This window comes from Pseudomonas sp. sp1636 (genome assembly GCF_030376615.1).
GTDB lineage: Bacteria > Pseudomonadota > Gammaproteobacteria > Pseudomonadales > Pseudomonadaceae > Aquipseudomonas.
The window spans coordinates 1-26,797 of sequence record NZ_JARRAB010000007.1; the positions used below are offsets into that span (position 1 = coordinate 1).

Here is a 26,797-nt window from a genome sequence, read left to right on the forward strand (position 1 = left end):
GTATTCCAAACCCCCCATCCGTGAAAACGGGTGGGGGGTTTGTCTTTGCGCGTGAGAAACACCGGCTTAATATCTCGCATCTAAATTTCCCTTCTGAGGCTGGAATTACCAATGTCCACCCCTGCGATCCGTTCCGGGCTTGCTGCTTTGCCGGACGCCTACAAAGCAGTGCTTTATGTGTTGGCACTATCTTTCCCTGGCAAACATAAAACCGCTTTGCTCGAGCAGCTGCGCGACATGGGGGTGCGAAACTCCCCGACCAGAGCCCTGGATGGAGCAGCATTGGGCGAGATATTGGCGATGCTGCACAAGCTCGACTGGGTTTCCCTTGGCGGCGGCGGGCAGCCCTATTGCTTGCCGCCAGAGCGGCGCAATCTGGTGTTGCAGCAGCTCAATAGCGACGTCAGCAAAGACAGCTGGTTGCTCGCGTTACGCAGCAGCATGGCGCCGCCGCGCAGTGCCTGGGATATACCTAGCCAGGCGAACCAGCGGTTGAGTCTGTGGTTAGACATTCTGGGCGGGCAAGCGGACGACGTGCAGCAGGGTTTGGCTCTGCTGCAGTCGAGTTCGCTGCGTCATACTCTGACGGACGAGTCGCCTTGCCAGCAACTGCTGGCTGACGAGCCGGGAAAGCAGGTGTTTGCCACGCTCAAGCATGAGGTCAAAAGCCTGTTGCTGGAGGATTATCTGAGCCAGGTGAACTGGCAGCTGCAACCGGCAGAAGAGGCTTATCGGCAGGGGCTGGCCTTGCTCGTGGGCTCTTCGCTCAGTCCGGATTTGTCGTTGCAGCTGATGTTGCAGGCTCTGTGGCGTGGAGACTGGGTGCAGTATGAGGTGCTGGGGCAGGGTGGTCTGGCGTTCATGCAGCAGTTCATTCTGCAGGTGTTGCGTGGTCAGTATCCGCAAGCCTTGCTGGCAATGCAGGAGTGGATGCAGGCGATCAAGCGGCAAAGTAAGAAGCGCAAGGTCGACCTGCCGCCGATACTCAATGGTTTTTATTGCCTACTGTTGCTCGCCAGTGCGGACAAGCAGCTGTACCCGGCGCTCAAGCAGGCGGTCAGCCTGGGGCTGAAAGAGTATTACGGCCGTGCTTATCCGGCGCTGCAGATGCTGGTCGAGCAGCAGCAGGGCAGTGTCAGGCGGCCTGATCCAGAGTTTAGTGGGGCGTTGTCGCTCAATGGTTTTGATGGCTTGCTGCTAGCGCTGGGCTTGTACTGGGCAGATGCTGCGGTGGTGCGTGAGCCGGCTTGGTGCGAGCAGCTCGGCGGCTTTCGCGACAAGCTTGCGGCGGCTGGTTATCACTGGCTAAGCGAGGAGCTGGATGCTCTGCTGGCGCAGCAGTTTGGCCAGCCGCGGCGACAGCCGGACTGGCATCAGGTGGCCGGCCTGGTGCCGCTGGTCGGCCTTTATCAGCGTCAGGAAGCCTGGCAGCATGCCCTGACCGCGCTATCTCTGCTCAAGCCGGGCAAGACCGAGTCGAACACGACGCAGGCCCAGAAGTCGGCGCGACTGGCCTGGTTTGTCACGTTCAGCCCATATCAACTGAGCGTCGAACCGCGCGAGCAGAAGCTCGGCGCCAAGGGGCAGTGGAGCAAGGGGCGCGCCGTGGCACTCAAGCGTTTGTTCGAGGACGGCGACAGCCTGGATTTCCTGCTGGAGCAGGATATCCAGGCCATCCGCCAGATCCAGCTCGGTAGCGATTACTACTATGGCGGGGCGCGCTACGAATTGCCTGCGGAGCAGGCTTTGCCTCGGCTGCTTGGGCATCCGGCCTTGTTCTGGGCCGATGCGCCAGATGTACGGATCGACCTGCTACCCGGCCAGGTCAGCTTGCAGCTCAAGTCTCAGGGGGCGCAGATCCACCTCAGGCTCGAGCCGAGTGGCGTGCAGGGCAGCCCAGGTGTGTTGTTGCGCAAGGAGACGCCGACGCGCCTGCTGGTTTATCCGATCAGCCGTGAGTTGCGCCAGATCGGCGATATCGTCGGCGACGGCCTGAGTGTGCCGCAGGCCGCCAAGGCGCAGTTGATCGAGGCAATAGGTGCAATAGCGCCGCTGTTGCCGATTCACTCGGATCTGCCCGAGCTGGCTGGTCATCTCGACAGCGTTTCCGCAGATGGCACGCTGTATGCCCATTTGTTGCCGCTGGAGGCTGGCCTGCGCCTGCAGCTGTTGGTGCGACCCCTGGCCAGCAGCAGTTGGTTCAGGCCTGGCCAGGGATTGGAAAACGTGCTCGGTGAGCTGGACGGTAAAGCGCTACAGGCCAGTCGCGACCTGCGCGCAGAAACTGCTTCGTTGCAACGAGTGCTGCAGGCCTGCCCGGCGCTGGCACAGGCCGACAGCGATGGTCAGGAGTGGCAGCTGGCCGAGCCGCAGGATGCCCTGCAGGTCTTGAGTGAGTTGCAGGCACTGGAGGGCGACTGGCTGCAATGCGTCTGGCCGGAAGGCGAGCGCATGCGGATCAAGGCTCGGCCGGGCATGGGCCAGCTCAAGCTCGGGCTCAAGCAGCAGGGCGACTGGTTCGTGCTCAGTGGCGAAGTGCAGCTGGACGATGGCCGCGTGCTGCACCTGCGTCAGCTGCTGGAGTTGCTCCAGTCCAGCCCTGGGCGCTTCCTCAAGCTCGGCGAGCAGGACTGGCTGGCGCTGAGCGAGAGCCTGCGCAAGCGTTTGGACGAACTGACCCACCTGGCCGATCGGGTCGGCGATGACGGTCTGCGCCTGAATCTGCTGACCACGCCGCTGTTGGCCGGCTTGGCGCAAGAGGCCGGCGAGTTCCAGGCCGATGCCGGCTGGCAAGCGCACCTGGACAAGCTCGAATCGCTCAAGCACTTCCAACCGCAGCTGCCGAGCACCCTGCAGGCCGAGCTGCGCGACTACCAGCGCGAAGGCTTCGACTGGCTGGCGCGCCTGGCCCAATGGGGGGTCGGTGCCTGCCTGGCCGATGACATGGGCCTGGGCAAAACCGTGCAAACCCTGGCCCTGTTGCTGCACCGGGCGCCGGCCGGGCCGCAACTGGTGGTGGCGCCGACCTCGGTGGCGCTCAACTGGCAGGCGGAAACCGCGCGCTTTGCGCCAACGCTCAGGTTGCACATCTATCAGCAGAACCGCCACCTCGAAGGGTTGGGGCCGCTGGATCTGGTGATTGTCAGCTATGGCCTGTTACAGCAGGACAACCAGGCGTTCGCCAGCCAGCACTGGACCAGTGTGGTGCTGGATGAAGCCCAGGCGATCAAGAATTCGCAGAGCAAGCGCTCGCAAGCGGCGATGACCTTGCAAGCGGACTTCAAGCTGATCGCCAGTGGCACCCCGGTGGAAAACCATCTGGGCGAGCTGTGGAACCTCTTTCGCTTTATTAACCCGGGCCTGCTCGGCAGCCAGGAGCGTTTTGCCCAGCGCTTTTCCACGCCGATCGAACGTGGCGAACCGGGTGCGCGCAAGGCGTTGAAAGCTTTGATCCAGCCGTTCATCCTGCGGCGGCTGAAAAGCCAGGTGCTTGACGAGCTGCCATCGCGTACCGAGATCACCTACAAGGTGCCGTTATCCAGCGAGGAGAAGCACCTCTACGAGGCGCTGCGCCAACAGGCCCTGGATACGCTGAGCACCACGGCGCCGGGCAAGTCGCTGCAGGTGTTGGCGGAAATCACCCGTCTACGGCGCTTCTGCTGTCACCCGAGCCTGGTCGTGCCGGGTTGCGGCCTGAGTGGCAGCAAGCTGGCGGCCTTTGCCGAAATTGTCGAAGAGCTGCTGGATAATCGCCATAAAGCGCTGGTGTTCAGCCAGTTCGTCGACCATCTGAGCATCATTCGTGGTTGGCTCGACGAGCAAGGCATCAGCTATCAGTATCTGGACGGCGCCACGCCGCCGAAGGAGCGCCAGGCGCGTATGGCGGCCTTCCAGGCGGGCAGCGGCGAGATCTTCCTGATCAGCCTGAAAGCCGGTGGCACCGGGCTCAACCTGACCGCCGCCGACTACGTGATCCATCTCGACCCCTGGTGGAACCCGGCGGTGGAGGATCAAGCCAGCGACCGTGCCCATCGCATGGGGCAGCAACGCCCGGTGACGATCTACCGGCTGGTCACCGAACACACCATCGAGGAGCAGATCGTTGCCCTGCACGGACAGAAGCGCGACCTTGCCGACAGTTTGCTGGGCGGTGGTGAGGTCAGCGGCAAACTCGATGCCGATGCGCTGCTGAGCCTGCTCAAGGGCGACCAAGTGCAGCAGATAAGCTGAGGCGCGGGTGGCTGCGAGGTCGGTGCCTGAAACGACAAAGCCCCAGATTTCCACCTGGGGCTTTGTCGAATATTTGGCGCACCAGGCGGGATTCGAACCCACGACCCCTGCCTTCGGAGGGCAGTACTCTATCCAGCTGAGCTACTGGTGCAGCGCGGGCGCAATCATACGCATGTCGTGAGCGGGCGTCCATGCTGGCGGTTTGTGTGTGATTGCGCACGCATACGGCGGTTTTGTCGGGGCTGATCACCGGGGTCACCCTTGAGCGGCTAGTTCGTTAATTTTTTCGAACAGACTATTGCCCTTTACCCCTCGTGACCCTAGGATTCGTTTGAGATTTCAAACGTTCTCGCTAGCCCCGTTCGAAACCCTGCGCAACCGGGATCGTTCGTACTCTAGGCTGATGGCCAAGAATTGATCGCGCGCGGCAGCGCGCCTGCCAGAAGATTTTTATATGGGCGCCTGCCCGTGTGCCAACCACAATCGTCCGACGCCTGGGTGTCGGGAGTTTAGGAGACTGCCATGCAATTGAAAGACACCCAGCTGTTCCGCCAACAGGCTTATATCGACGGCAATTGGCTGGACGCCGACAGTGGCCAGACTATCAAGGTCAACAACCCGGCCACCAATGAGATCATCGGCAGCGTGCCGAAGATGGGGGCCGCCGAGACCCGGCGCGCCATCGAGGCGGCCGACCGTGCCCTGCCGGCCTGGCGTGCGCTGACCGCCAAGGAGCGCGCGACCAAGCTGCGTCGTTGGTTCGAGCTGATGATGGAGAACCAGGACGACCTCGGCCGGTTGATGACCATGGAGCAGGGCAAGCCACTGGCCGAGGCCAAGGGTGAGATTGCCTATGCCGCCTCCTTTATCGAGTGGTTTGCCGAAGAAGCCAAGCGCGTGTACGGCGACACCATTCCCGGCCATCAGGCTGACAAGCGCATTCTGGTGCTCAAGCAGCCGATCGGCGTGACTGCCGCGATTACGCCGTGGAACTTTCCGGCGGCGATGATCACCCGCAAGGCTGGCCCGGCCCTGGCTGCCGGTTGCACCATGGTGATCAAGCCGGCTTCGCAGACCCCGTTCTCGGCCCTGGCCCTGGTCGAGCTGGCGCACCGTGCCGGCATTCCCAAGGGGGTGCTCAGCGTGGTCACCGGCAGCGCCGGCGATATCGGTGCGGAGCTGACCGGCAACCCGATCGTGCGCAAGCTGTCGTTCACCGGCTCGACCGAGATCGGTCGCCAGTTGATGGCCGAGTGTGCCAAGGACATCAAGAAGGTATCGCTCGAGCTGGGCGGCAACGCACCCTTTATCGTGTTCGACGATGCCGATCTGGATGCCGCGGTGGAAGGCGCCCTGGCGTCCAAATACCGCAACGCCGGGCAGACCTGCGTCTGCGCCAACCGCCTGTATGTGCAGGACGGCGTGTACGACGCCTTCGCCGAGAAGCTGATGGCCGCGGTGGCCAAGTTGAAGATCGGCAACGGCCTGGACGATGGCATCACCACCGGCCCGCTGATCGACGCCAAGGCCGTGGCCAAGGTTCAGGAACACATCGCCGATGCGGTCGGCAAGGGCGCCAAACTGGTCGCCGGCGGCAACAGCCTGGGCGGCAACTTCTTCGAACCGACCATTCTGCTCAATGTGCCGAACCACGCCGCGGTGGCCAAGGAAGAGACCTTCGGTCCGCTGGCGCCCTTGTTCCGCTTCAAGGACGAGGCCGAAGTGATCGCCATGTCCAACGACACCGAGTTCGGCCTGGCCTCCTACTTCTATGCCCGCGACCTGGGTCGGGTGTTCCGTGTGGCCGAGGCGTTGGAGTACGGCATCGTCGGCGTCAATACCGGAATCATCTCCACCGAGGTGGCGCCGTTCGGCGGAATCAAGGCCTCCGGCACCGGCCGCGAAGGTTCCAAGTACGGCATCGAGGACTACCTGGAAATCAAATACCTCTGCCTGGGTATCTAGTCGGTCGCTACTGCGCTTTGGCGATGCCGCGTTGGCGGTATCGGTAAGGCAAAAGAATTATGCCCCCGTGGCCGGGAGGGCCGTAGCAGTCGATCATCGTATGCTGCTGCCGCGCTAACCCGGTCATTTCATCCTTGAGCCACGCCGACCGATGAGCGGCGAATGAGGACACCATGAGCAAGACCAACGAATCCCTGATGCAACGCCGCACTGCCGCCGTCCCCCGTGGCGTCGGCCAGATCCACCCGATCTTCGCCGACCGCGCGCAGAACGCCACCGTCACCGACGTCGAGGGCCGCGAGTTCATCGACTTCGCCGGCGGCATCGCGGTGCTCAACACCGGCCACCTGCACCCCAAAGTGGTGGCGGCGGTGCAGGAGCAGCTGAGCAAGCTGACCCACACCTGCTTCCAGGTGCTGGCCTACGAGCCCTACGTCGAGCTGTGCGAGAAGATCAACGCCCGGGTGCCGGGCGACTTCGCCAAGAAGACCCTGCTGGTCACCACCGGCTCGGAAGCGGTGGAGAACGCGGTGAAAATCGCCCGCGCCGCCACCGGCCGCGCCGGGGTGATCGCCTTCACCGGCGGCTACCACGGTCGCACCATGATGACCCTCTCGCTGACCGGCAAGGTCAATCCCTATTCGGCCGGCATGGGCCTGATGCCCGGCGGCGTGTTCCGCGCCCAGTACCCCTGCGCATTGCACGGGGTCAGCGTCGACGACGCCATCGCCAGCATCGAGCGGGTGTTCAAGAACGACGCCGAGCCGCGCGACATCGCCGCCATCATCATCGAGCCGGTGCAGGGCGAGGGCGGCTTCTATGTGGCGCCGAAAGCCTTTATGCAGCGCCTGCGCGCCCTCTGTGACCAGCACGGCATCCTGTTGATCGCCGACGAGGTGCAGACCGGCGCCGGGCGTACCGGCACCTTCTTCGCCATGGAGCAGATGGGCGTGGCCGCCGACCTGACCACCTTCGCCAAATCCATCGCCGGCGGGTTTCCCGTGGCAGGCGTGTGCGGCAAGGCCGAGTACATGGACGCCATCGCCCCCGGCGGCCTGGGCGGCACCTACGCCGGCAGCCCGCTGGCCTGCGCCGCGGCCCTGGCGGTGATCGAGGTGTTCGAGGAAGAGAAGCTGCTGGAGCGCTGTAAGGCGGTGGGCGAGCGTCTGGTCACGGGCCTGAAAGCCATCCAGGCCAAGCACAAGGCGATTGGCGAGGTGCGCGCCCTCGGGGCGATGATCGCCGTCGAGTTGTTCGAGGACGGCGACCTGCACAAGCCGAATGCCGCGCTGGTCGGCCAGATCGTCGCCAAGGCCCGCGACAAGGGCTTGATCCTGCTGTCCTGCGGCACCTACGGCAACGTGCTGCGGGTGCTGGTGCCGCTGACCGCCGAAGACGAGTTGCTGGATCGCGGTCTGGCGATCATCCAAGAGTGCTTCGACGAACTGGCGTAAGCGCAAACGCAGCATGGAAAACCCGCTTCGGCGGGTTTTCTTGTATCCGGGGTGCCGTGCTCAGCATTGTGGGGTTACGCCGCGTCGTGAGCGTCATGCCAGCTTCGTAGCCTGGATAAGCGCCAGCGCAATCCGGGAGCGGTTTGGCGCCGGGCATTGCTCCCCGGATTGCATCCGGGCTACGAAGCGGGCCACAGGCCACCGCAGCAGGCCGTAAGCATCCATCGGCGGCGACGAAAAACAGGTTCAAGCGGCGTCTGCGTAGTCCCCTGGGCCGGTGCGGCGATATTGTCGTCAGCCGATTCTGCGCTAGCTGTATAAGCTTGGTATAACCAGTTGGCGCCAGATCATTGGCCGCGTCTGTAACAAACAGGCATAACCGCTCTCTAGTTCTATATGCCAGACACACGTCGCATGGGCATCGGCGCGGCCAGCGGATCGGCCGTAGCGTGGCCGCGACGTTCTTCGCCAAGGAGTAAACCGTGCACGCCATGCTTCCCCTGCTCGACCAACTGGCTTTCCCGGCGATTCGCCGCGGTTCGCTGGAAGCCTTGCAGATCAACCTGACCTATCGCTGCAACCAGCGTTGCCTGCATTGCCACGTGAATGCCGGGCCGAGCCGTAGCGAGGCGATGACCGACGAGAGCCTGGCCTTGCTGCATCAGGTGATAGACGCCCATCCGGTGCAGACCCTGGATCTAACCGGCGGCGCCCCGGAGATGCACCCGCGTTTTCGCGAGATCGTGACGCACGCCCGCCGCGAAGGCTTACGCGTTATCGACCGCTGCAACCTGACCATTCTCGGCGAGCCCGGCTATGCAGATCTGGCCGATTTTCTTGCCGCACAGGGCGTCGAGGTCAGCGCCTCCTTACCCTGCTACTCGCGCGATAACGTCGACCAGCAGCGCGGCGACGGCGTGTTCGATGCCAGTATCAAGGGCCTGCAACAGCTCAATGCGCTCGGCTATGGCCAGGCCGGCAGCGGCTTGCTGCTGAACCTGGTGTACAACCCGCAAGGGCCCAGCCTGCCGCCGCCGCAAGCCGCGCTGGAGGCCGACTACAAACGCCACCTGCTGGAAGATTTCGGCATCCGTTTCAATCACCTGCTGTGCATCACCAACCAGCCGATCGCGCGTTTCGGCAGCACCCTGGTCAGCAAGGGTCAGTTCAATGCCTACATGCAGCTGCTGCGCGACAGTTATCGTCCGGAAAATATCGAGCCGTTGATGTGCCGGTCACTGGTCAGCGTCGACTGGCAGGGCTATCTGTACGACTGCGACTTCAACCAGATGCTCGACTTGCCACTTGAGTTGCAGGGCCAGTTGATCGCTCGTCAGCGCCCCCATTTGCGCGATCTGCTGGGCGCCAACCTGGCTGGCAACCCCATAGTCACCCGCGATCACTGTTTCGCCTGCACGGCCGGGCAGGGCTCGAGCTGTGCTGGCGCGTTAAATTCATAAGGATCGAACCATGCAACCCACCAGCATCACCGGGCTGTTTTTCTGGGGTTTTCTGCTGGCCTACGGCGTCTTGATGCTGGCGCTGGCGCCGCGCACGGTGACCCTCGGCGGCTTCTTCAATGGCGAGGACAACCGGGGCCGCGGTGCCGCGCCCTGGCTGCTGACCTCGAGCATCTTCATCAGCTGGATCTTCGCCAAGTCGGTGACCAACGCCGCCAACCTGGGCGCCAGCTACGGCTTGGTCGGCGGTCTGGCCTACGCCATGTACTGGCTGTCGATCCCGCTCACCGGCTTCGTCATCTACCGCCTGCGCCGCCGTTTCGCCGCCACCGGGCTGGTGAGTTTCCTCAGCCGCCATTACGGTCGTGGCGCCGCCCTGGCCTTCTCCGCCGCCATTCTGATCCGCCTGTTCAACGAGGTGTGGAGCAACACCGCAGTGGTCGGCGGCTATTACGGCGACTCCGGCAGCCTCGAATTCATCGGCGCCGCGTTGCTGTTCACCGCCGTGACCCTGGCCTACAGCCTGCGCGGCGGCCTGCGCAGCTCGATCCTCACCGACGCGGCGCAGGCGGCGATCTTCGTCGTCGCCCTGGTCTGGGTGCTCGGCCTGGTGCTGCCGCAACATTCGCCCGCCGAGCTGGCCAGCACCAGCCACTGGGCGCTGAATGCCGGCGTCGACCTGCTCCTGGTGGCCGGTCTGCAAGCCTTCAGCTACGGTTTCCACGATCCGGTGCTGACCGACCGCGGCTTTATCAGCGACGAAAAGACCATGCGTCGCTCCTTCGTGATCGCCGGGGTGCTGGGTTTTTTCGCCATTCTGGCCTTCAGCCTGATCGGCGTGCATGCCCAGCTCAGCGGCCTGGCCGCCTCCGACAACGTACCGGCGGCGCTGGCCAAGACCCTGGGCATCGGTGCCTTGCTGGTGATGACGGTGGTGATGGTGTCGGCTGCCGGTTCGACCCTGGACTCGACCTTTTCCAGCCTGGCCAAGCTGGCCGGGCGCGAATTGCCGCAATTGGCCGGCCGCGACCTGGGCCAGCAGGCGATTGCTGTGGGCATGGCGGTGATGGTGGTCTTTGCCCTGCTCGGCAACCTGCCGATGCTCGCCGGCACCGACATCCTCAAGGCCACCACCATCAGCGGCACCATGGTCATCGGCCTGGCCCCGGTGTTTATCCTGCACGGTCTGACCGTACCGACCCGGTTGGGTTTTCACCTGAGCTTCTGGGGCGGGCTGGGCCTGGGTGTGGCCCTGACCCTGGGTTGGATTCCGCAGAGCTGGGCCATCGGCGAAGGCAAGTACGCCCTGCTACTCGGCACTAACCTCTATGGCCTGGGCCTCTGCGTGCTCGGTTATCTGCTCCCCGGCTGGCTGTGGGGTCGAGTCTGATGCGCGCCGGCCGCGATTGCCCGCTGGATTACCGCCTGCCCCGCGATGCCTTCGCCGGCGAGCCGCTGTTCGACTGCCAGAGTCTGTATGTGGTCGGTGGCCTCTACGGCAATCGTCAGGCCCTGGCCGCGCTGGAACAACGCCTGGGCGCAGAGCCGGGTGCGCGGGTGGTGTTCAATGGCGATGCCCACTGGTTCGACCGCGACCCGGTTATTTTCCAGGCCATCGAGCAGGGCTTGGGCGGACACCTGGCCTTGCGCGGCAATGTCGAAAGCGAACTCGGCCGTGCCCACGACAGCGGCGCCGGTTGCGGCTGCGCCTACCCCATGACGGTGGATGACGGCGTGGTCGAGCGCTCCAATGCGATTCAGCTCGAATTGAAGCAAACCGTGCAGGGCTTGCCGGGCATGGCCGCGCGCCTGGCCGCGCGGCCCAGCACTGCGCTGGTCAGCGTCGGCGGCCAGCGGGTGGCGATCAGTCACGGCGACGAGCATTCCCTGGCCGGCTGGAACTGCGCCCGCGAAGCGCTGGCCGAGCCCGGGCGTCAACGGCAATTGGACGACTGGTTGGCTGCCAACCGGCTCAGGGTGCTGGCCACCAGTCACACCTGCACGGCCGTGGCGTTGAACTTGCGTCAGGGAGCGTTGATCAATAACGGCGCGGCCGGCTTGCCGAATTTTGCCGGCGGCCGCTATGGGCTGCTCAGCCGCATCGCCACCACGGCCCATCCGGCGGCGTTGTATCGCTGCCAGCGCGAGGCTCTGTTTATCGAGGCACTGCCGTTGCACTACGCTCACGATGCCTTTCTCGCCGATTTCGACCGCCAGTGGCCAACCGCCAGCCCGGCGGCGCAGTCCTATCGCCCACGCATTCTCGGCGCCGGCGCGGAGCAACCGCAGCGGGCTCTGCTGGCCGGCTTCAGCCTGTGCCAAGGCCTCTGCGCACTGGAGGCGCTGGATCGATGAACAGTCGCAAACTGGCCTTGCTGGGCCTGATCCTGGCTTTACTCGGCAGCTTCTGGGTCTTCGACCTCGGCCAGTACCTCAACCTGGAAGCGCTCAAGGCGCAGCAGGCGGCGCTGAATGCCCAGGTCGCGAGCGATCCCTGGCAGGCGGGCGGGCTGTTCTTCCTCGCCTATGTCGCGGTCACCGCCTTGTCGCTGCCCGGCGCGGCCTTGATGACCCTGCTCGGTGGGGCGCTGTTCGGTTTGTTCGAAGGCTTGCTGTTGGTGTCCTTCGCCTCCACTCTGGGCGCGAGTCTGGCCATGCTCAGCAGCCGCTTCCTGCTACGCGACTGGGTACAGGCGCGCTTCGCCCAACGCCTGGCCGGCATCGATGCCGGGGTCGAACGCGAAGGCGCCTTCTACCTGTTCGCCCTGCGCCTGGTGCCGGTGTTCCCGTTCTTCCTGATCAACCTGGCCATGGGCCTGACCCGCCTGCCGCTGCGCACCTACTGGTGGGTCAGCCAGCTGGGCATGCTGCCGGGCACCCTGGTCTACGTGAACGCCGGTCGCGAGCTGGGTCGGCTGCAGTCGCTGGGCGGGATTCTCTCGCCGGGGCTGCTCGGCGCCTTCGTCCTGCTCGGCCTGTTCCCCTTGCTCGCACGCAAACTGCTCGACCTGGTGCAGGCGCGCCGGCGGTATGCCGGCTGGCATAAGCCCAAGACCTTCGAGCGCAACCTGCTGGTGATCGGCGCCGGTGCCGGCGGCCTGGTCAGCGCCTATATCGCCGCGGCGGTGAAGGCCAAGGTCGGCCTGATCGAAAAGCAGCAGATGGGCGGCGACTGCCTGAACACCGGCTGCGTGCCGTCCAAGGCGCTGCTGCGCTCGGCCAGGCTGGCCCATGAATTGAAAAAGGGCGAGGCGCTGGGCTTCGCCGGCGTGCGCGGCGCGGTGGATTTTCCTGCGGTGATGGCGCGTATTCAGCGGGTGATCGGCGAGATCGCGCCGCACGACTCGGTCGAGCGCTACAGCGGTCTGGGCGTCGAAGTGATCCAGGGCGAGGCGAAAATCCTCTCGCCCTGGACGGTGGCGGTGAACGGCCGGATCCTGAGCAGCCGCAGCATCATTATCGCCGCCGGCGCGCGCCCGCTGGTGCCGAAGATTCCCGGCCTGGAACAGGTGCGCGGCTACACCTCCGACGACATCTGGAGCCTGCGCCAACAACCGCGCTGGCTGCTGGTGCTGGGCGGCGGGCCGATCGGTTGCGAGCTGGCCCAGGCCTTTCAGCGCCTCGGCAGCCAGGTGATCCAGGTGGAACTGGCCGAGCGCCTGCTGCCGCGCGAGGATGCCGATGCCAGCGCACTGTTACTCGCCAGCCTGCAGGCCGACGGCGTCGACGTGCGCCTGCAGCACCGCGCCGAGCGCTTCGAGCTGGTCGATGGCGAGCAGCGCATGGTCGCCCGTCGCCTCGACACCGGCGAAGAGGTGACCATCGCCTTCGACTGCCTGCTGCTGGCCCTCGGCCGGGTGGCCAATGTCAGTGGCTACGGGGTCGAGGAGTTGGGTCTGACCCTACGCCCCAACGGCACCCTGGAAACCGACGAGTATCTGGCCACCCGCCTGCCCAACATCTATGCGGTGGGCGATGTCACCGGCCCCTATCAATTCACCCATGTCGCCGCGCACCAGGCCTGGTATGCCGCGGTCAATGCGCTGTTCAGCGGCTTCAGGCGCTTCAAGGCGGACTACCGGGTGATTCCCTACTGCACCTTCACCGACCCGGAAGTGGCGCGGGTCGGCCTCAGCGAAGGCGAAGCCAGGGCGCGGAACATTGCCTATGAAGTGACCCGCTACGGCATCGACGACCTCGACCGGGCGATAGCCGACGAGGCCGCCCAGGGCTACGTGAAGGTGCTCACCGTGCCGGGCAAGGACAAGATTCTCGGCGTGTGCATCGCCGGCGAGCATGCCGGCGAACTGCTCGCCGAATACGTGCTGGCGATGAAGCACAACCTCGGCTTGAACCAGATCCTCGGCACTATCCATAGCTACCCGACCCTGGCCGAGGCCAACAAGTACGCGGCCGGCGAATGGAAGCGCGGCCATGCGCCGCAGGGGCTATTGCGTTGGGTCGAGCGTTTTCACCGCTGGCGGCGCGGCTGATGCGCCGGCTAGTGATCGCACTGTTGCTGGCGGCACCGCTGGCTCAGACCGTACTGGCCCAAACCGATAACCAACTGACGCCTTGGACGGCCGGCCCGCCGCAAGGCGAGTGGTCGGCGCCCTGGCGCGAGGCGAATATCCCCAAGCTGAAAAACCCCGAGCGCAGCCTGGTCGCGCAGGAGGGGCGCGCGGTCTTGCGTATTGAGGCCGCGGCCGCGGCCGGCGGCTTGCTGCATCCGCTCGACCTGCCTGGCGACCGGCCCTGGCAACTGAGCTGGCAATGGCGCACCGAGCAGCGCCTGGAGCAGGCGCGTTTCGCCACCCGCGAGGGCGACGACTACGCCGCCAGGGTCTATGTGCTACTGGATTACCCGCTGGCCAGCCTGGCGTTCCTGACCCGGCAGAAGCTGCGCCTGGCGCGCACCTTCTTCGACCCCGACCTGCCGGCGGCGACCCTCAGCTACGTCTGGGATAACCGCGCCGCACCCGACAGCCATGCCCGCAGCGCCTACAGCGAAACGGTGGAGATGCGCGTGCTGCGCGGGCCGCAGGCGCCGCTGGGGCAGTGGCTGGAGGAGCGCCGCGATCTGCGCGCCGACGCCATCGCCGCCTTCGGCAGCGCGCCGCGGCGGATTCTCGGGGTGGTCTTCGCCGCCGACAGCGACAACACCGGCGAGCGCGTCGAGAGCTATTTCGCCGCGCCGCAGTTGCAAGCTCGGCCCTGAGCGTCTGAGCGCGACAGATGGCCCCCTGATCTTTACCATATGGGCACCGTTGCGCTTGTGAACGAATGGGAACTTCGGCTCGATGAACCATTATGACTTGCTATTGATCGGTGCCGGCCACGCGCACCTCGGCGTATTGCGCAGTTGGACGCTGCTCGAGCGACCGCCTGGGCGCATTGGCCTGCTCAGTGCCGGGCATGAGGCGTGGTATTCGGGGATGTTGCCGGGCTTGTTGAGCGGCCGCTACCGCGCGGCGGATTGCCAGATCGAGCTGGCGCCACTGTGCCGGGCGGCCAAGGTCGAGCTGATTCTCGGCCAGGCCGAAACACTGTCTGCCGTGCAGCAACAGCTGCACCTGGCCGATGGCCGGGGCCTGAATGCCGATTGGCTGTCGCTGAATGTCGGCGGTGCCGTCGCCCGTCCGCCGCAACAGGATCTTGGCATGCAGGTGTTGGCGGTAAAGCCCTTCGCCGACTTTCTTGCCGGCTGGCAAGCCTGGCAGGCCGACCCGCAGCCGGTGGCGATTCTTGGCGGTGGCGCGGCCGGGGTCGAGTTGGCCCTGGCCTTGGCCGGCCAGGTGGCGGAGCTGGCGCTGTTCTGCCGTGGGTCGTTGTTGGCGGGGCACCCGGCCGGTTTGCGTTTGCGCGCCCTCGGCCATCTGCGCCAGCAGCGCGTACAGGTGCGCGAACATTGCCCGATCAGCCGCATCGACGGCGACTGCCTGTTCAGTGCTGACAAACCGGTCTGGCGGGGCTCGCGCCTGATCTTGGCCAGTGGTGCGCGGGCCTTGCCTTGGCTGGCGCAGAGTGGCTTGCGCTGCGATAAAAACGGCTTCGTGCAGATCGCGGCGACCCTGCAAAGCCATTCCCATCCGCATATTTTCGCCGTCGGCGATTGCGCCAGCCTGCCCGGTGCGCGCAAGAACGGGGTCTACTCGGTGCGCCAGGCGCCCGTGTTGGCGGCCAACCTGGCGGCCGCGCTACGGGGCTCGCCGCTGCGCGCTTATCGCGCCCAACGCCAGAGCCTGGCGCTGCTCGCCACCGGCGATGGCGGCGCCTTGCTCAGTTGGCATAACTGCAGCGCCGGCGGGCAGCTCTTCGGCTGCTGGAAGGATTACCTCGATCGCGGCTTTATCCAGCGCCATCGTCTTTCCGGCTAGTCCTGTGCTACCAAAGTGCCATGGTCTAGCGCGGCATTGCGTGATCGAATCAACTGCCGTTGCGCAGGGCGGTTGTCGAGACGAGCGGATCGCTGCCTACAGATTACCCCGCAGCTGCCGATTCACTGAGTAGGCGAGCGATTCGCCGGCATTGCGCGCACGGCCCAGGTGCTGGAGCAGCAGGTGCGCGAGTGGGGTGAATAAGGATGCAGTTGGTTCTGGTCTCGCCAGCATAAAAACTATGAGGTTCGTCATGCGCTCAGTCATTACCCACTCTCCCGCCGCCTGCCTGGTTCACCTCCTCGGACTGGTCGCCTTGGTCGTGGCCTATTGGCAATTCCAGCTGCCCGGCTACCTGAGCATTGCATCGCTCCTGCTGCTGGCCCTGTGGCCCTGGTTCGGCCCCTGGCGGCGCCGTGACGACTCGGTTTCGGCCAACAGCACGGCGGCTGCGGACTTCACCGAACTGAGCCGCAGCCTGTCCCAGCACACCTGCCATAACGCCTTGTCCGCCGCCCAGGTGGCGCATACGGTGCAGCAATTGGCCGATAAACTGAAGTCGCAGTTGCTGGCGGTCGAGCAGATCAGCCAGGGCGCAGACGCCATCACCCACACCGAACAGGACAGCGCCCGGCGTGCCGAACAGACCCTGAATGCCGCGCAGACCGTGCGCCAAAGCAGTGCCGACGGTCAGCAGGCGTTGCTCCAGGCGATTGCCAGGATGCAACGCTTGAGCGCGCAGACGGCCGCCAGTCGCGAGTTGATCGATGGCCTGAGCAGCCGTACCGAACAGATCGAGCAGGTCACCCAGGTGATCCAGTCGATTGCCAGCCAGACCAACCTGCTGGCGCTCAATGCCGCCATCGAAGCGGCGCGCGCCGGGGAACAGGGACGCGGCTTCGCGGTGGTCGCCGACGAGGTGCGCAACCTCGCCGCGCGCACCGCCACGGCCACCGAAGAAGTCGGCCAGATGGTCAGCGATATCCGCCAGCAGAGCTCGGCGGTGGTGGCGCATATCCAGGAACAGGCCAGCGAGCTGGATCAGGCCGCCCGGCAGATCGAGGGGACTGGCGGGCAGTTGCACGGCATCGCCGAGCTGGCCGTGGATGTGGAGAACCAGGTGGCGCAGATCAGCGCAGGCGCGGCGAGCAATCACGAACGTCTGGCCAGCCTGTTCGTCGCCGTCGAGCAATTGCGCGGCGACGTGCATGCCAGCGAGGCGCAGACCCGCCAGCTGGGCGACGCCGCCGGGCAACTGGTCGGCCAGGCCGAAACCGTCAGCGAGCAGCTCGCCGAAGTGGGCCTGGACGATTACCACCAGCGCATCTATGACCTCGCCCGCAAGGGCGCCACGAACATCGCCGCCCAGTTCGAGGCGGACATCCAGGCCGGCCGGATCGGTCTCGACGACCTCTTCGACCGCCACTATCAGCCGATCCCCGGCAGCTTTCCGGCCAAGTACAAGACCCGCTTCGACCACTATGCCGACCAGGTCTTGCCGGCGCTGCAGGAACCGATGCTGGGGTGCCACGAAGGGCTGGTGTTCGCCATCGCCAGCACCCCGGAAGGCTACGTGCCGACCCACAACAATGCCTTCAACCACCCGCCGACCGGCGACCGCGCGCGCGACATGGCGAAGAGTCGCGGCAAGCGCCTGTTCAACGACCGCACCGGCCTCCGGTGCGGCAGCCATCAGCAGCGCTTGCTGTTGCAGACCTACATGCGCGATACCGGCGAGCTGATGCACGACCTGTCCGTGCCCATTCAGGTGCAGGGCCGCCACTGGGGCTGCTTGCGTATGGGCTACAAGCCCGAACTCTGAGCCGCTGTTGGAGCTGTGCCGCAGGGTGCAATGTTTAGCCTTGGTGCAACTGAAGGTGTGAAAAGGCGGATTTAACCTCGGCTTGGCTCTGTGCGAGCCTCTTTGGCCATGAATCCCCCCGCCTATGCCGTCTTTCGCCCCCAGTTCTTTCCGTCCCGGCGGGAACGGGCGTTCCTCGGTGCCGATCGGCTCAATCCGTTGCTGCCTGAAATGCTCGCGTTCTGGGCGCGCTGGCATTGTCGCCACGCGCGCCCGCCGGATGCCTCTTTCGTTCTAATCTGAATAAGCCGGCGGCACCCGCGCGCCGTCCTTCCGCCGATTGTGTCCTGCCGCCCCCCCCTGCGGTGTTGCAGGCCGGACGTGCGCCCCTTGGCGCTAACGAGAGCCCCATGCCATTCGCCTCAGTGCAAGATGCCCAGCAGTTCCTGGCGCACCACCCCGATATCGAACTGTTCGAGCTGTTCATCCTCGACGCCAATGGCGTGCCGCGCGGCAAGTTGTTGCACCGCGACGAGCTGCTCGCCGTGTATGCCAGTGGCCGGCCGTTGCCGAGCACCATCCTCGGCCTGAGTATCAACGGCGACGACGTCGAGGATTCCGGGCTGGTCTGGGAGGTTGGCGACATCGACTGTCGCGCCTACCCGCTGGCCGGCAGCCTGAGCCGCATGCCCTGGCGGCAGATCCCCACCGCCGCGGTGCAGGTCAGCATGCACCCCAGCGAGGGCATGCCCGCCACCGTCGCCGACCCGCGGCACCTGCTGGTGCGGGTGATCGATGCGCTCAAGGCCGAGGGTTATCACCCGGTGATGGCCTGCGAGCTGGAGTTCTACCTGCTCGACCAGCAGCGCGACCACCAGGGCCGCCCGCAGCCGGCGCTAGACCGCGACGGCGGCCGCCCGCGCAGCACCCAGGTGTATGGTCTGCGCGAGCTGGAGCAGATCGAACCCTTTCTCAAAGACCTCTACGCCGCCTGCAAGCTGCAGGGGATCCCGGCGCGCACGGCGATTTCCGAATACGCCCCGGGGCAGGTGGAAATCACCCTGGAGCACGGCGATGCGTTGCTGGCCATGGATCAGGCGGTGCGCTACAAGCGCCTGGTCAAGGGCGTGGCGCATAAACACGGGATGCAAGCCTGCTTCATGGCCAAGCCCTTCGATCACCTGGCCGGCACCGGCATGCACATGCACGTCAGCCTGGCCGATGGACAGGGCGGCAACCTGTTCGCCAGCGAGGCGCCGGCCGGCACGCCGCTGCTCGGCCAGGCGGTCGCGGGCATGCTCGCCAGCCTGCTCGACTCCTTGTTGCTGTTCTGCCCCAACGCCAACTCCTACCGGCGCTTCCAGGCCAACAGCTATGCGCCGCTGGCGCCTACCTGGGGCGTGGACAACCGCACCGTGAGCCTGCGCGTGCCTGGCGGGCCGGCCATTACCCGGCATATCGAGCACCGCATCTGCGGCGCCGATGCCAACCCCTATCTGGCGGCGGCGGCCATCCTCGCCGGTATCCACCGGGGCATCCGCGAGCGGCTCGATCCGGGCGCGCCTATCGAGGGCAACGGCTATGCCCAGGCCAAGACGTTGCTGCCCACCGACTGGCTGACCTCGATCCAGGCTCTGGAACAGTCCGCTTGGGCACGCGAGGCCTTGGGCCGCGAGTTTCTCGACGTGTACCTGGCGATCAAGCGCAGCGAGTACCGCCAGTTTATGGCCGAGGTCGGCGAGCAGGACTGGCGCTGGTACCTGAACCAGGCCTGAATCCCTCGCGGCCGAGCGGCCGGCGCCTGGTTTTTCGAGCATTCGCCGGCTGGCGATGCCTATCGCCAGCCGGGGCCGCAGAGGCGCAAGTGGCTACATGGCCATCCACTGCTCGGTCAGCGAGCGGGTGTGGCGATACACGGTCATGGGCGCAAAGGCCCGGCCGGAGGCGCTTTGCAGGGCGCTGCTCTGGCTGTTCAGGTCGTTTAGCGCGGCTTTCAGGTATTCCCAGCGTACTTTCAGCTTGCTGACGCCGGCCACGGCCTTGGCCTCCAGCGCGCTGAGCTCGCCGTCGACGGAGGGCACCAGCTTGCGTTCATCCTGGCCGAGGTAGGTATCGGTCTGCTCACGGGCGATTTCGAAATTGCCGAGGTAGGAGCGGCTCAGGTACTGCACGGAGAGGAATTCGAGCTTGGCAGCCAGCTCGCTGTCGCCCTCCGACGACAGCTGACGGGCTTCATGCAGCAGGCCCAGCAGCGCCTTGCTCAGTTCTTCCGGGTAGCGCCAGGGCATGTTTTCTTCTTGCGGGCCAAAAGCCACGCCACGGCGGATCTGCAGCACCAGCTCCTGGTGCGCGTTGCGCAGCGCAGCGCTGCCTTGCGGCAGGCTTTGCACGGCGGCCGCCAGCATCTGCAGGTCGGTTTCGAGGGCGTTCAGGTGTTTCTTTTGGAAACCTTCGCCGCGTAACAGCATCAGGCTGCTGGTCGCTCGGCTGGCCTGCACCTGCACCTGCTCCTGCGGGCTGACCGCTTTGGCGAAGACCAGTGGCGAGAGGCTGGCGAGGGCGCCGAACAGCCAGAGTAAAACGGGACGAAATAGCGACTTGTTGCGCATTTCGGGGAGCTCCTTGTTATTTTTTTGAGCAATGCGGAGACAGTGGGTCGTTCGATCAACCCGCAAGAGGGTACTGCTCCCGTAGTTTGTCGGCATGCCTCGAAAGAGTGATTTCGTCGCAAGTTTGCGCTCAAGGATTGGCACCAGACGCCGGAGCATTGCGCCCGCGCCTCAGTCGGATGCCAGCAGCGAGACGGATTTGACCTGCACCCACAGCGCCTGCTGTTGATGGATGCCCAGGGCGTCGAAGGAATAGCGGGTGATGCGGGCGATCATCGGCTCATCGCCGACCCGCAGGCTGACCAGCATCTGCGCCTGGTTGTCCAGCGCCAGCCAATGCTCGACCCTGGCCGGCAGCAGGTTGAGCAGGCTGGTGTCCCGGGCCTGCTGCAGGCTCAGGCTGACATCCCGCGCCTTGATCTTGACCCGCACCGGCTTGCCGGCGGCCAGGGGCGCATGGGTTAGCTGCAGCAGGGCATCGGTGCCGCGCAGACGGATGCTCAGCAGGCGATAGTCAGGGTCGTAGTGGCTGACGATGCCATCGACCACGGCCTCGGCATCCTCCTCGAAGACGAAGGGCAGGTCGCTCCTGAGCAGGGTTTCCTTCAGCGGCCCGCTGGCCTGCACCCGGCCCTCATCCAGCACCACCAGATGATCGGCCAGGCGCGCCACCTCGTCGGGCGAATGGCTGACGTAGAGGATCGGGATCTCCAGCTCCTGGTGCAGGCGCTCCAGATAAGGCAGCACCTCCAGCTTGCGTTTGAGGTCGAGCGAGGCCAGCGGTTCATCCATCAGCAGCAGCCGCGGGCTGGTCAGCAGGGCGCGGGCGATGGCCACGCGCTGGCGCTCGCCGCCAGAGAGTTTGTCCGGCATGCGCTGCAGCAGATGGCCGATGCCGAGCAGTTCGACCGCCTGCTCCAGCGGCACCCGGCGGCTATGGGCGGGGATACGCTTGAGGCCGAATTCCAGGTTGCGCCGCACCGACAGGTGGGCGAACAGGTTGGCGTCCTGGAACACATAACCCAGTGCGCGCTGGTGCGGCGCGACGAACTGGCCCTGGGCGCTGTCCTGCCACAGCTCGCCATTGACCTGCAGGTACGCGTCGGGCGCCCGGTCGAGGCCGGCGAAGCAGCGCAGGCAACTGGTCTTGCCCGAACCCGAGTGGCCGAACAGCGCGCTGATGCCACGGCCGGGCAGGCACAGGTCGACATCCAGGGTAAAGCCGCCGCGCTCGATCTTGAAGCGTGCGCGGATCAGTTTTGGCGCCGCCTGGGGCGGAGCCGGCGGCTTGCCGCTGAGCAGTCTGCCGATCATTGCCAGCCCTGCCTGACACGGCGACCCGAGTAGAGCGCCAGCAATACGACGAAGGAGAACGCCACCATGCCGCCAGCCAGCCAGTGGGCCTGGGCGTACTCCAGGGTTTCCACATGGTTGTAGATCTGCACCGAGGCGACCTGGGTCTTGCCGGGGATATTGCCGCCGATCATCAGCACCACGCCGAACTCGCCCACGGTGTGGGCGAAACCGAGGATGGCCGCGGTCATGAAGCCGGGCCTGGCGAGCGGCAGCACCACCGTGAAGAACGCATCCCAGGGCTTGGCGCGCAGGGTCGCCGCCGCCTCCAGCGGGGCGCGGCCGATGGCCTCGAAGGCATTCTGCAGCGGTTGCACGACGAAGGGCAGCGAATAGAACACCGAGCCGATCACCAGCCCGCTGAAGGTGAAGGTCAGGGTGCCCAGGCCGAGGCTCTGGGTCAGCTGACCGATAACGCCGTGCGGGCCCATGCTCACCAGCAGGTAGAAACCGATCACCGTGGGCGGCAGCACCAGCGGCAGGGCGACGATGGCGCCGAGCGGCTTCTTCAGCCAGGAGCCAGTGCACGCCAGCCACCAGGCGATGGGCGTGCCGATCAGCAACAACAGCAGGGTGGTCAGCGAGGCCAGCTCCAGGCTCAGCAGAACGGCGTCGAAGTCGGCTTGGGTGAGAGGCATCGCGACGCTACCTTGAGAGTTTGTAGCCGTAGGACTCGATGATGAGGGCCGCTTGCGGGCCTTTCAGGTACTCGAGCAGGGCATGGGCCGCAGGATTGTTCGCGCCGCGCTTGAGTAGCAGTGCATCCTGCTTGATCGGCTGGTACAGCTCCTCGGGCACTATCCAGGCCGAGCCGCTGCTGAGCTGGCCGTCCTGGTACACCTGCGACAGGGCGACGAAACCCAATTCGGCATTGCCGGTCGACACGAACTGCAGCGTCTGGGTAATGCTCTGGCCCTCGACCAGCTTGCCCTTCAGCGCGGCGCCGAGGCCGAGCTTAGCCAGCACCTGGGTGGCGGCCAGGCCGTAGGGCGCGGCTTTCGGGTTGGCGATGGCCAGGTGCTTGAACTGGTTGGCCTTGAGCACCGCGTCGCTGCCGTCGAGATAGGCGTCCTGCGCCGACCACAGCACCAGGCTGCCGATGGCGTAGGTGAAACGCGAGCCGGGCACGCCGGCAGCGGCGCTTTCCAGCTTGGCCGGAGTGCTCTCGTCGGCGGCGAGGAACACCTCGAAGGGCGCGCCATTTTGAATCTGCGCATACAACTGGCCGGTGGCGCCGTAGGCGGCGAGCAGCCTGTGCCCGCTGTCCTGCTCGAAGGCGCGGGCGATGGCCTGCAGCGGCGCGGTGAAGTTGGCGGCCACGGCGACTTGCACTTCCTCGGCCAGGGCGCTGGCGCTGAGCGCCAGGCCGGCGAGCAGCGCCAGGCATGTTTGGGCTATAGGGCGATGCATGTAACGACTCCTCCTTGGCTTGCGGATAACGCCAGGGTGCTATCCGTGTTTGCTCGGGCACTTTAACCTGCGCCAACCGTTATATACAAAGAAATATAGCGGTTGGCGATCGGCACCTCAGGGGGCCGGGATGCCACGGCAGGGCGGCTGGCCGGTGTTTGTTCGGTGGGTTGGGCGAGGCACAACGGACATCGCGCGGCTCACGCGCGGCGCCAGACGCTGGCCAGCCAGGGTTGTTGTGCGCGCGGCAAACCGGGCGGACGGTAGTAATGCTCCAGTTCGACGAAGCCGGCAGTGCCGAGCAAGAGCCGCCAGTTGGCCAGGTCGTAGTAGGCGCCGTAGCGGTCGCCGTTCCAGCCTTCCTGGTTATCCCCGCGCGGGTTGGAGCTGAGCAACACGCCGCCCGGCTTCAGCGTGGCGTGCAGTTGGCGCAGCACCCGTGGCAGCTCCTGGCTGGGGATATGGAACAGCGCGGCGTTGGCGAAGACGCCATCGAACTGCGCGGCCGGCAGGTCGAGGGCGAGAAAGTCCTCCAGCCAGACCTCGCAGCCACTGTCGGCGCGGGCCATCTCGACGAAGCGCGGGCAGCCGTCCAGGCCGATGGCGCTGTGCCCGAGGGCGCTGAAGGTGCGCAGGTCGCGGCCCGGGCCACAGCCGAAATCGAGGATCCGGTAGGGCGGTTGGGCCTGGATATGGCCGAGCAGGGCGGCGATGTTCTGGCTGACATCGTGCTCGCGGGTGCCCGCGCGGAATGCTTCGGCGCTGGCCTGGTAGTGCGCCAGGGTCAGGGCGCTGATCCGGGCAAGTTCGTCGGCAGTCAGGGGCATCTGGGCAAACCTCGGACAAAAGCAGAGCACTATTAAAACCTATCTGCCGGTTCGCAGGTTCGGCGTGTGGCGCAAACGCCGGTTGATAAGGGCGCGAACCGGCCAAGCCGCTCGAGGGCGAGCATCGGCACGGCTCTGGAGGGGGCAATCAACAAGCGGTTGGCACCGTGCTGCTTTGCACCATCAGTCTTGCGGCGGCGCGCGTTATAGTGCTTCTGCCGTTTAACCCCAGTGGATACGCCGCCGATGCCTACGCTGCCCGCCGAGCACGCCGCCCCGCCACCCATCAGCCTGTTCGAGGCCTTGCTGTTCTGGCTCAAGCTCGGCTTGATTAGCTTCGGCGGCCCGGCCGGACAGATCGCGATCATGCACCAGGAACTGGTCGAGCGGCGCCGCTGGATCTCCGAGCGGCGTTTCCTGCATGCGCTGAACTACTGCATGCTGCTGCCCGGCCCCGAGGCGCAACAACTGGCCACCTATATCGGCTGGCTGATGCACCGCACCTGGGGCGGGGTGATCGCCGGGGGGCTGTTCGTGCTGCCGTCGCTGTTTATCCTGACCGGCCTGTCCTGGCTGTATATCGCCTTCGGCGACGTGCCGCTGGTGGCGGGGATCTTCTACGGGATCAAGCCGGCGGTGACCGCCATCGTCATCCAGGCCGCCTGGCGCATCGGCTCGCGGGCGCTGCAGAACCACTGGCTGTGGGGCATCGCCGCGGCGTCCTTCGTCGCCATTTTCGCCCTCGATGTGCCGTTCCCGTTGATCGTGCTGGGCGCGGCCTTGCTCGGTTATCTCGGCGGCCGCCTGTTGCCGGAGCAGTTCAGTATCGGCGGCGGCCATAGGGCTACGGATAAATCCTTCGGCCCGGCGCTGATCGATGACCACACTCCCGCACCCGAGCATGCGCGTTTTCGCGCCTCGCGCCTGGCCCTGATCGTGGCGGCTGGCGCCGTGCTCTGGCTGCTGCCGATGGGCCTGCTGGCCTGGCTGTACGGCTGGGAGGGCACCCTGACCCAGATGGGCTGGTTCTTCACCAAGGCCGCGTTGCTCACCTTCGGCGGCGCCTACGCGGTGCTGCCCTACGTCTACCAGGGCGCCATCGGCCATTACGGCTGGCTGACCCCGACCCAGATGATCGACGGCCTGGCGTTGGGCGAAACCACGCCGGGGCCGCTGATCATGGTGGTGGCCTTCGTCGCCTTCGTCGGCGCCTATGTGCAGCAGCTGTTCGGCCCCGAGCAAGCGTTTGTCGCCGGTGCCCTGGCGGCGAGCCTGGTCACCTGGTTCACCTTCCTGCCGTCGTTCCTGTTCATCCTCGCCGGCGGGCCGCTGGTGGAAGCGACCCATGGCGAACTGCGGTTCACCGCGCCGCTGACCGGCATCACCGCCGCGGTGGTCGGGGTGATCCTCAACCTGGCGCTGTTCTTCGGTTACCACGTGCTCTGGCCGCAAGGCTTTGCTGGCGCCTTCGACTGGCCCTCGGCGCTGATTGCGCTGGCGGCGGCGTTGGCTCTGCTGCGCTACAAGCGCGGGGTGATGGAAGTAATCGGCGCCTGTGCGTTGGCGGGCTGGCTGGTGCATATGTTGCTGAGCTGAGTGGGAGGTGTGTGATGAGCCGAATTTCGCTTTGTGAACTGCTGGAATGGCAAGCGGCGGGCAGGCAATTCACCTTGCTGGATGTGCGTCGCGCGGGTGTGCGCCTGGCCGACGCGGCGGAAATTGCAGGGGCGCAGTGGCGCGATCCGGAAGCGCTGTTTAGTTGGAAAGAGCAGATCCCCCGGGATCGGCCGGCGATCCTGTATTGCGCCCAGGGCCACGAGATCAGTCAGGGCTGCGCGGCCACGCTGCAGGCGATGGGGCTGGATGCGCGCTACCTGATCGATGGCTATGCGGGCTGGCACGCCGCCGGCCGGCCCACCCAGCGCCTGTCAATTTAGCCGGCGGCTGGCTAGCGCATCAGAGAAACCAGCGGTACTCCCGGGCATTGAGTTCGTTCATAAAGGCCAGGTGATCCTGGCGCTTGTTCTCGCAGTAGACCATGACGAACTCGCTGCCCAGGCCCTGGTTGACCACGGGGTGGTCGCGCATCGCCGCCACGGCGCTGAGCATGTCCTGGGGGAAGTCGATGCCGCTCTGGCGGTTCTGGTTGAGCGGGGCGATGGGTTCGCGCTGGGCCTCCAGGCCGTGTTCCATGCCCGTGAGAATGGCCGCCAGCACCAGGTAGGGGTTGGCGTCGGCGCCGGCCAGGCGGTGTTCGATGCGCAGGTTGCGGCCGTCCGATTCGGGGATGCGGATGCACGCATCGCGATCCTCGAAACCCCAGCTGGCGCGGCTGGCGGCGTTGACCATGGCGCCGTAGCGGCGGTAGGCGTTGTGGTTGGCGGCGAAGATCGGCATGCAGTGCGGCAGCAGCTCCAGGCAGCCGGCCACGGCATGCCGCAGCGGGCGTTGTTCGTCCGCCGCCAGCAGGTTGTGGCCGGCGGCGTCGTACAGGCTGACGTGCACGTGCATGCCGCTGCCCGGCGCCTGCAGGTAGGGCTTGCTCATGAAGCTGGCGCGCTGGCCGTGCTTGAGCGCCACGCCACGGGTGCTGCGGCAGAACAGCGCGGCCCAGTCGGCGGCGCGCAGGCCGTCGGCGCAGTGGCCGAAGTTGATTTCGAACTGGCCGGGGCCGAGTTCGGCGGTGATCACGTTGGCGTCCACGCCCTGCTCATTGGCCGCCTCGACGATCTCGTGCAACACGTCGGAGAAGCGCGACAGGCGTTCGATGTGCATGTTCGGCTGGTCGTCGGCATCGCCGCACAGCGGGTCGCGGGGGAACTGCGGCAGGCCGTCCTTGAGGGTGCGGTCGAACAGGTAGAACTCCAGCTCGAAGGCCACCACCGGACGGATGCCGCGCTGTTCCAGGCGCTTCAAGACCCGCGCCAGCACCTCGCGCGGCTCGAATTCGATGGGTGCGGCGGTGCCGTCGGAGCTGATCAGCATCTGCCCCAGCGGCTGGTTCTCCCAGCGCACCGGCTTGAGGGTGCCGGGGATCAGGCGGCGCGGCGCATCCGGGTCGCCGTCGTTGAAGCAGTAGTCGCCGATCGGGTGCAGGCCGCCCTGGGCGCCGAGCAATACGCAGTTCTGCGGGATCTTCAGCGGGCTGCCGGCGGCGACCTTCTCCAGCATCTCGACCGGGTAGCGCTTGCCGTAGAAATGCCCGGGGATGTCCAGGCTGATCAGGTCGACGTAGCGCACCGCCGGATGCTGGGTGCGGAAGGCGCGGACTTCGCTGAGCAGGTCGGGGAAATTATTGGTGTCGGTCATGC

Annotated in this window: 19 protein-coding genes and 1 tRNA gene; 13 read left to right on the plus strand and 7 right to left on the minus strand. The window is 65.8% G+C overall.

Annotated features, from left to right (window positions below; all coding sequences use genetic code 11):
- Nucleotides 1-282 precede the first annotated feature (282 nt).
- Entirely contained in the window at nt 283-4,230 is a 3,948-nt protein-coding gene (locus P8H27_RS08745; RefSeq protein ID WP_289636832.1) for a DEAD/DEAH box helicase, read from the plus strand.
- A 74-nt stretch (nt 4,231-4,304) separates the two neighbouring features.
- Here the strand turns inward: P8H27_RS08745 and P8H27_RS08750 are convergent.
- A tRNA-Arg gene (locus tag P8H27_RS08750) sits at nt 4,305-4,381 on the minus strand.
- A gap of 371 nt (nt 4,382-4,752) precedes the next feature.
- Here P8H27_RS08750 and gabD point away from each other — a divergent pair.
- From gabD to P8H27_RS08800, 10 genes are all read left to right on the plus strand, one after another.
- A complete protein-coding gene (gabD, locus tag P8H27_RS08755) occupies nt 4,753-6,195 on the plus strand; it encodes an NADP-dependent succinate-semialdehyde dehydrogenase (protein WP_289636834.1) in 1,443 nt (480 codons plus the stop codon).
- 173 nt (nt 6,196-6,368) lie between these two features.
- Nucleotides 6,369-7,649 carry a 4-aminobutyrate--2-oxoglutarate transaminase gene (gene gabT, locus P8H27_RS08760; RefSeq protein ID WP_289636835.1) on the plus strand — a complete coding sequence of 427 codons (1,281 nt, stop codon included), beginning with the start codon at nt 6,369-6,371 and terminating at the stop codon, nt 7,647-7,649.
- Between the two features lie 491 nt (nt 7,650-8,140).
- Nucleotides 8,141-9,109, plus strand: a complete 969-nt coding sequence (arsS, locus tag P8H27_RS08765) for an arsenosugar biosynthesis radical SAM (seleno)protein ArsS (protein ID WP_289637047.1) — start codon at nt 8,141-8,143, stop codon at nt 9,107-9,109.
- Nucleotides 9,110-9,119: 10 nt separating this feature from the next.
- Nucleotides 9,120-10,499, plus strand: a complete 1,380-nt coding sequence (locus P8H27_RS08770; RefSeq protein WP_289636837.1) for a sodium:solute symporter — start codon at nt 9,120-9,122, stop codon at nt 10,497-10,499.
- Nucleotides 10,499-11,464 (plus strand): hypothetical protein, encoded by a 966-nt coding sequence (locus tag P8H27_RS08775; protein WP_289636839.1) that lies wholly within the window; start codon nt 10,499-10,501, stop codon nt 11,462-11,464. The genes P8H27_RS08770 and P8H27_RS08775 overlap by 1 nt, the downstream gene beginning before the upstream one ends.
- Nucleotides 11,461-13,602 carry an FAD-dependent oxidoreductase gene (locus tag P8H27_RS08780; RefSeq protein WP_289636841.1) on the plus strand — a complete coding sequence of 714 codons (2,142 nt, stop codon included), beginning with the start codon at nt 11,461-11,463 and terminating at the stop codon, nt 13,600-13,602. Before P8H27_RS08775 ends, P8H27_RS08780 begins: the two co-directional genes overlap by 4 nt.
- Nucleotides 13,602-14,327, plus strand: coding sequence for a DUF3047 domain-containing protein (locus P8H27_RS08785; protein ID WP_289636842.1), 726 nt, complete (start codon nt 13,602-13,604; stop codon nt 14,325-14,327). Before P8H27_RS08780 ends, P8H27_RS08785 begins: the two co-directional genes overlap by 1 nt.
- 82 nt (nt 14,328-14,409) lie before the next feature.
- Nucleotides 14,410-15,486, plus strand: coding sequence for an FAD-dependent oxidoreductase (locus P8H27_RS08790; RefSeq protein ID WP_289636843.1), 1,077 nt, complete (start codon nt 14,410-14,412; stop codon nt 15,484-15,486).
- A 253-nt stretch (nt 15,487-15,739) separates the two neighbouring features.
- The gene (locus tag P8H27_RS08795; protein WP_289636845.1) at nt 15,740-17,308 is read left to right on the plus strand and encodes a methyl-accepting chemotaxis protein; all 1,569 of its coding nucleotides are present in this window, start codon (nt 15,740-15,742) and stop codon (nt 17,306-17,308) included.
- Between the two features lie 389 nt (nt 17,309-17,697).
- Nucleotides 17,698-19,062 (plus strand): glutamine synthetase family protein, encoded by a 1,365-nt coding sequence (locus P8H27_RS08800; protein ID WP_289636846.1) that lies wholly within the window; start codon nt 17,698-17,700, stop codon nt 19,060-19,062.
- A 93-nt stretch (nt 19,063-19,155) separates the two neighbouring features.
- Here the strand turns inward: P8H27_RS08800 and P8H27_RS08805 are convergent, their stop codons facing one another.
- The 5 genes from P8H27_RS08805 to P8H27_RS08825 form a co-directional block, all read right to left on the minus strand.
- Nucleotides 19,156-19,896 carry a hypothetical protein gene (locus P8H27_RS08805; protein ID WP_289636847.1) on the minus strand — a complete coding sequence of 247 codons (741 nt, stop codon included), beginning with the start codon at nt 19,894-19,896 and terminating at the stop codon, nt 19,156-19,158.
- Nucleotides 19,897-20,067: 171 nt separating this feature from the next.
- A complete protein-coding gene (gene modC / locus P8H27_RS08810; RefSeq protein WP_289636848.1) occupies nt 20,068-21,210 on the minus strand; it encodes a molybdenum ABC transporter ATP-binding protein in 1,143 nt (380 codons plus the stop codon).
- Nucleotides 21,207-21,887 carry a molybdate ABC transporter permease subunit gene (gene modB, locus P8H27_RS08815; RefSeq protein ID WP_289636849.1) on the minus strand — a complete coding sequence of 227 codons (681 nt, stop codon included), beginning with the start codon at nt 21,885-21,887 and terminating at the stop codon, nt 21,207-21,209. Before modB ends, modC begins: the two co-directional genes overlap by 4 nt.
- Before the next feature lie 7 nt (nt 21,888-21,894).
- Nucleotides 21,895-22,659, minus strand: coding sequence for a molybdate ABC transporter substrate-binding protein (gene modA / locus P8H27_RS08820; protein ID WP_289636850.1), 765 nt, complete (start codon nt 22,657-22,659; stop codon nt 21,895-21,897).
- 200 nt (nt 22,660-22,859) lie between these two features.
- Complete coding sequence (locus tag P8H27_RS08825) at nt 22,860-23,486, minus strand: bifunctional 2-polyprenyl-6-hydroxyphenol methylase/3-demethylubiquinol 3-O-methyltransferase UbiG (protein WP_289636851.1); 627 nt, start codon at nt 23,484-23,486, stop codon at nt 22,860-22,862.
- A gap of 246 nt (nt 23,487-23,732) precedes the next feature.
- Between P8H27_RS08825 and chrA the strand changes: the two genes are divergently transcribed.
- A complete protein-coding gene (gene chrA / locus P8H27_RS08830; protein ID WP_289636853.1) occupies nt 23,733-25,082 on the plus strand; it encodes a chromate efflux transporter in 1,350 nt (449 codons plus the stop codon).
- A 14-nt stretch (nt 25,083-25,096) separates the two neighbouring features.
- On the plus strand, nt 25,097-25,423 hold the full coding sequence (locus tag P8H27_RS08835; protein WP_289636855.1) for a rhodanese-like domain-containing protein: 327 nt from the start codon (nt 25,097-25,099) through the stop codon (nt 25,421-25,423).
- Between the two features lie 19 nt (nt 25,424-25,442).
- Here P8H27_RS08835 and P8H27_RS08840 read toward each other — a convergent pair whose 3' ends face one another.
- Nucleotides 25,443-26,795 (minus strand): glutamine synthetase family protein, encoded by a 1,353-nt coding sequence (locus P8H27_RS08840; RefSeq protein WP_289636856.1) that lies wholly within the window; start codon nt 26,793-26,795, stop codon nt 25,443-25,445.
- Nucleotides 26,796-26,797: the final 2 nt, after the last annotated feature.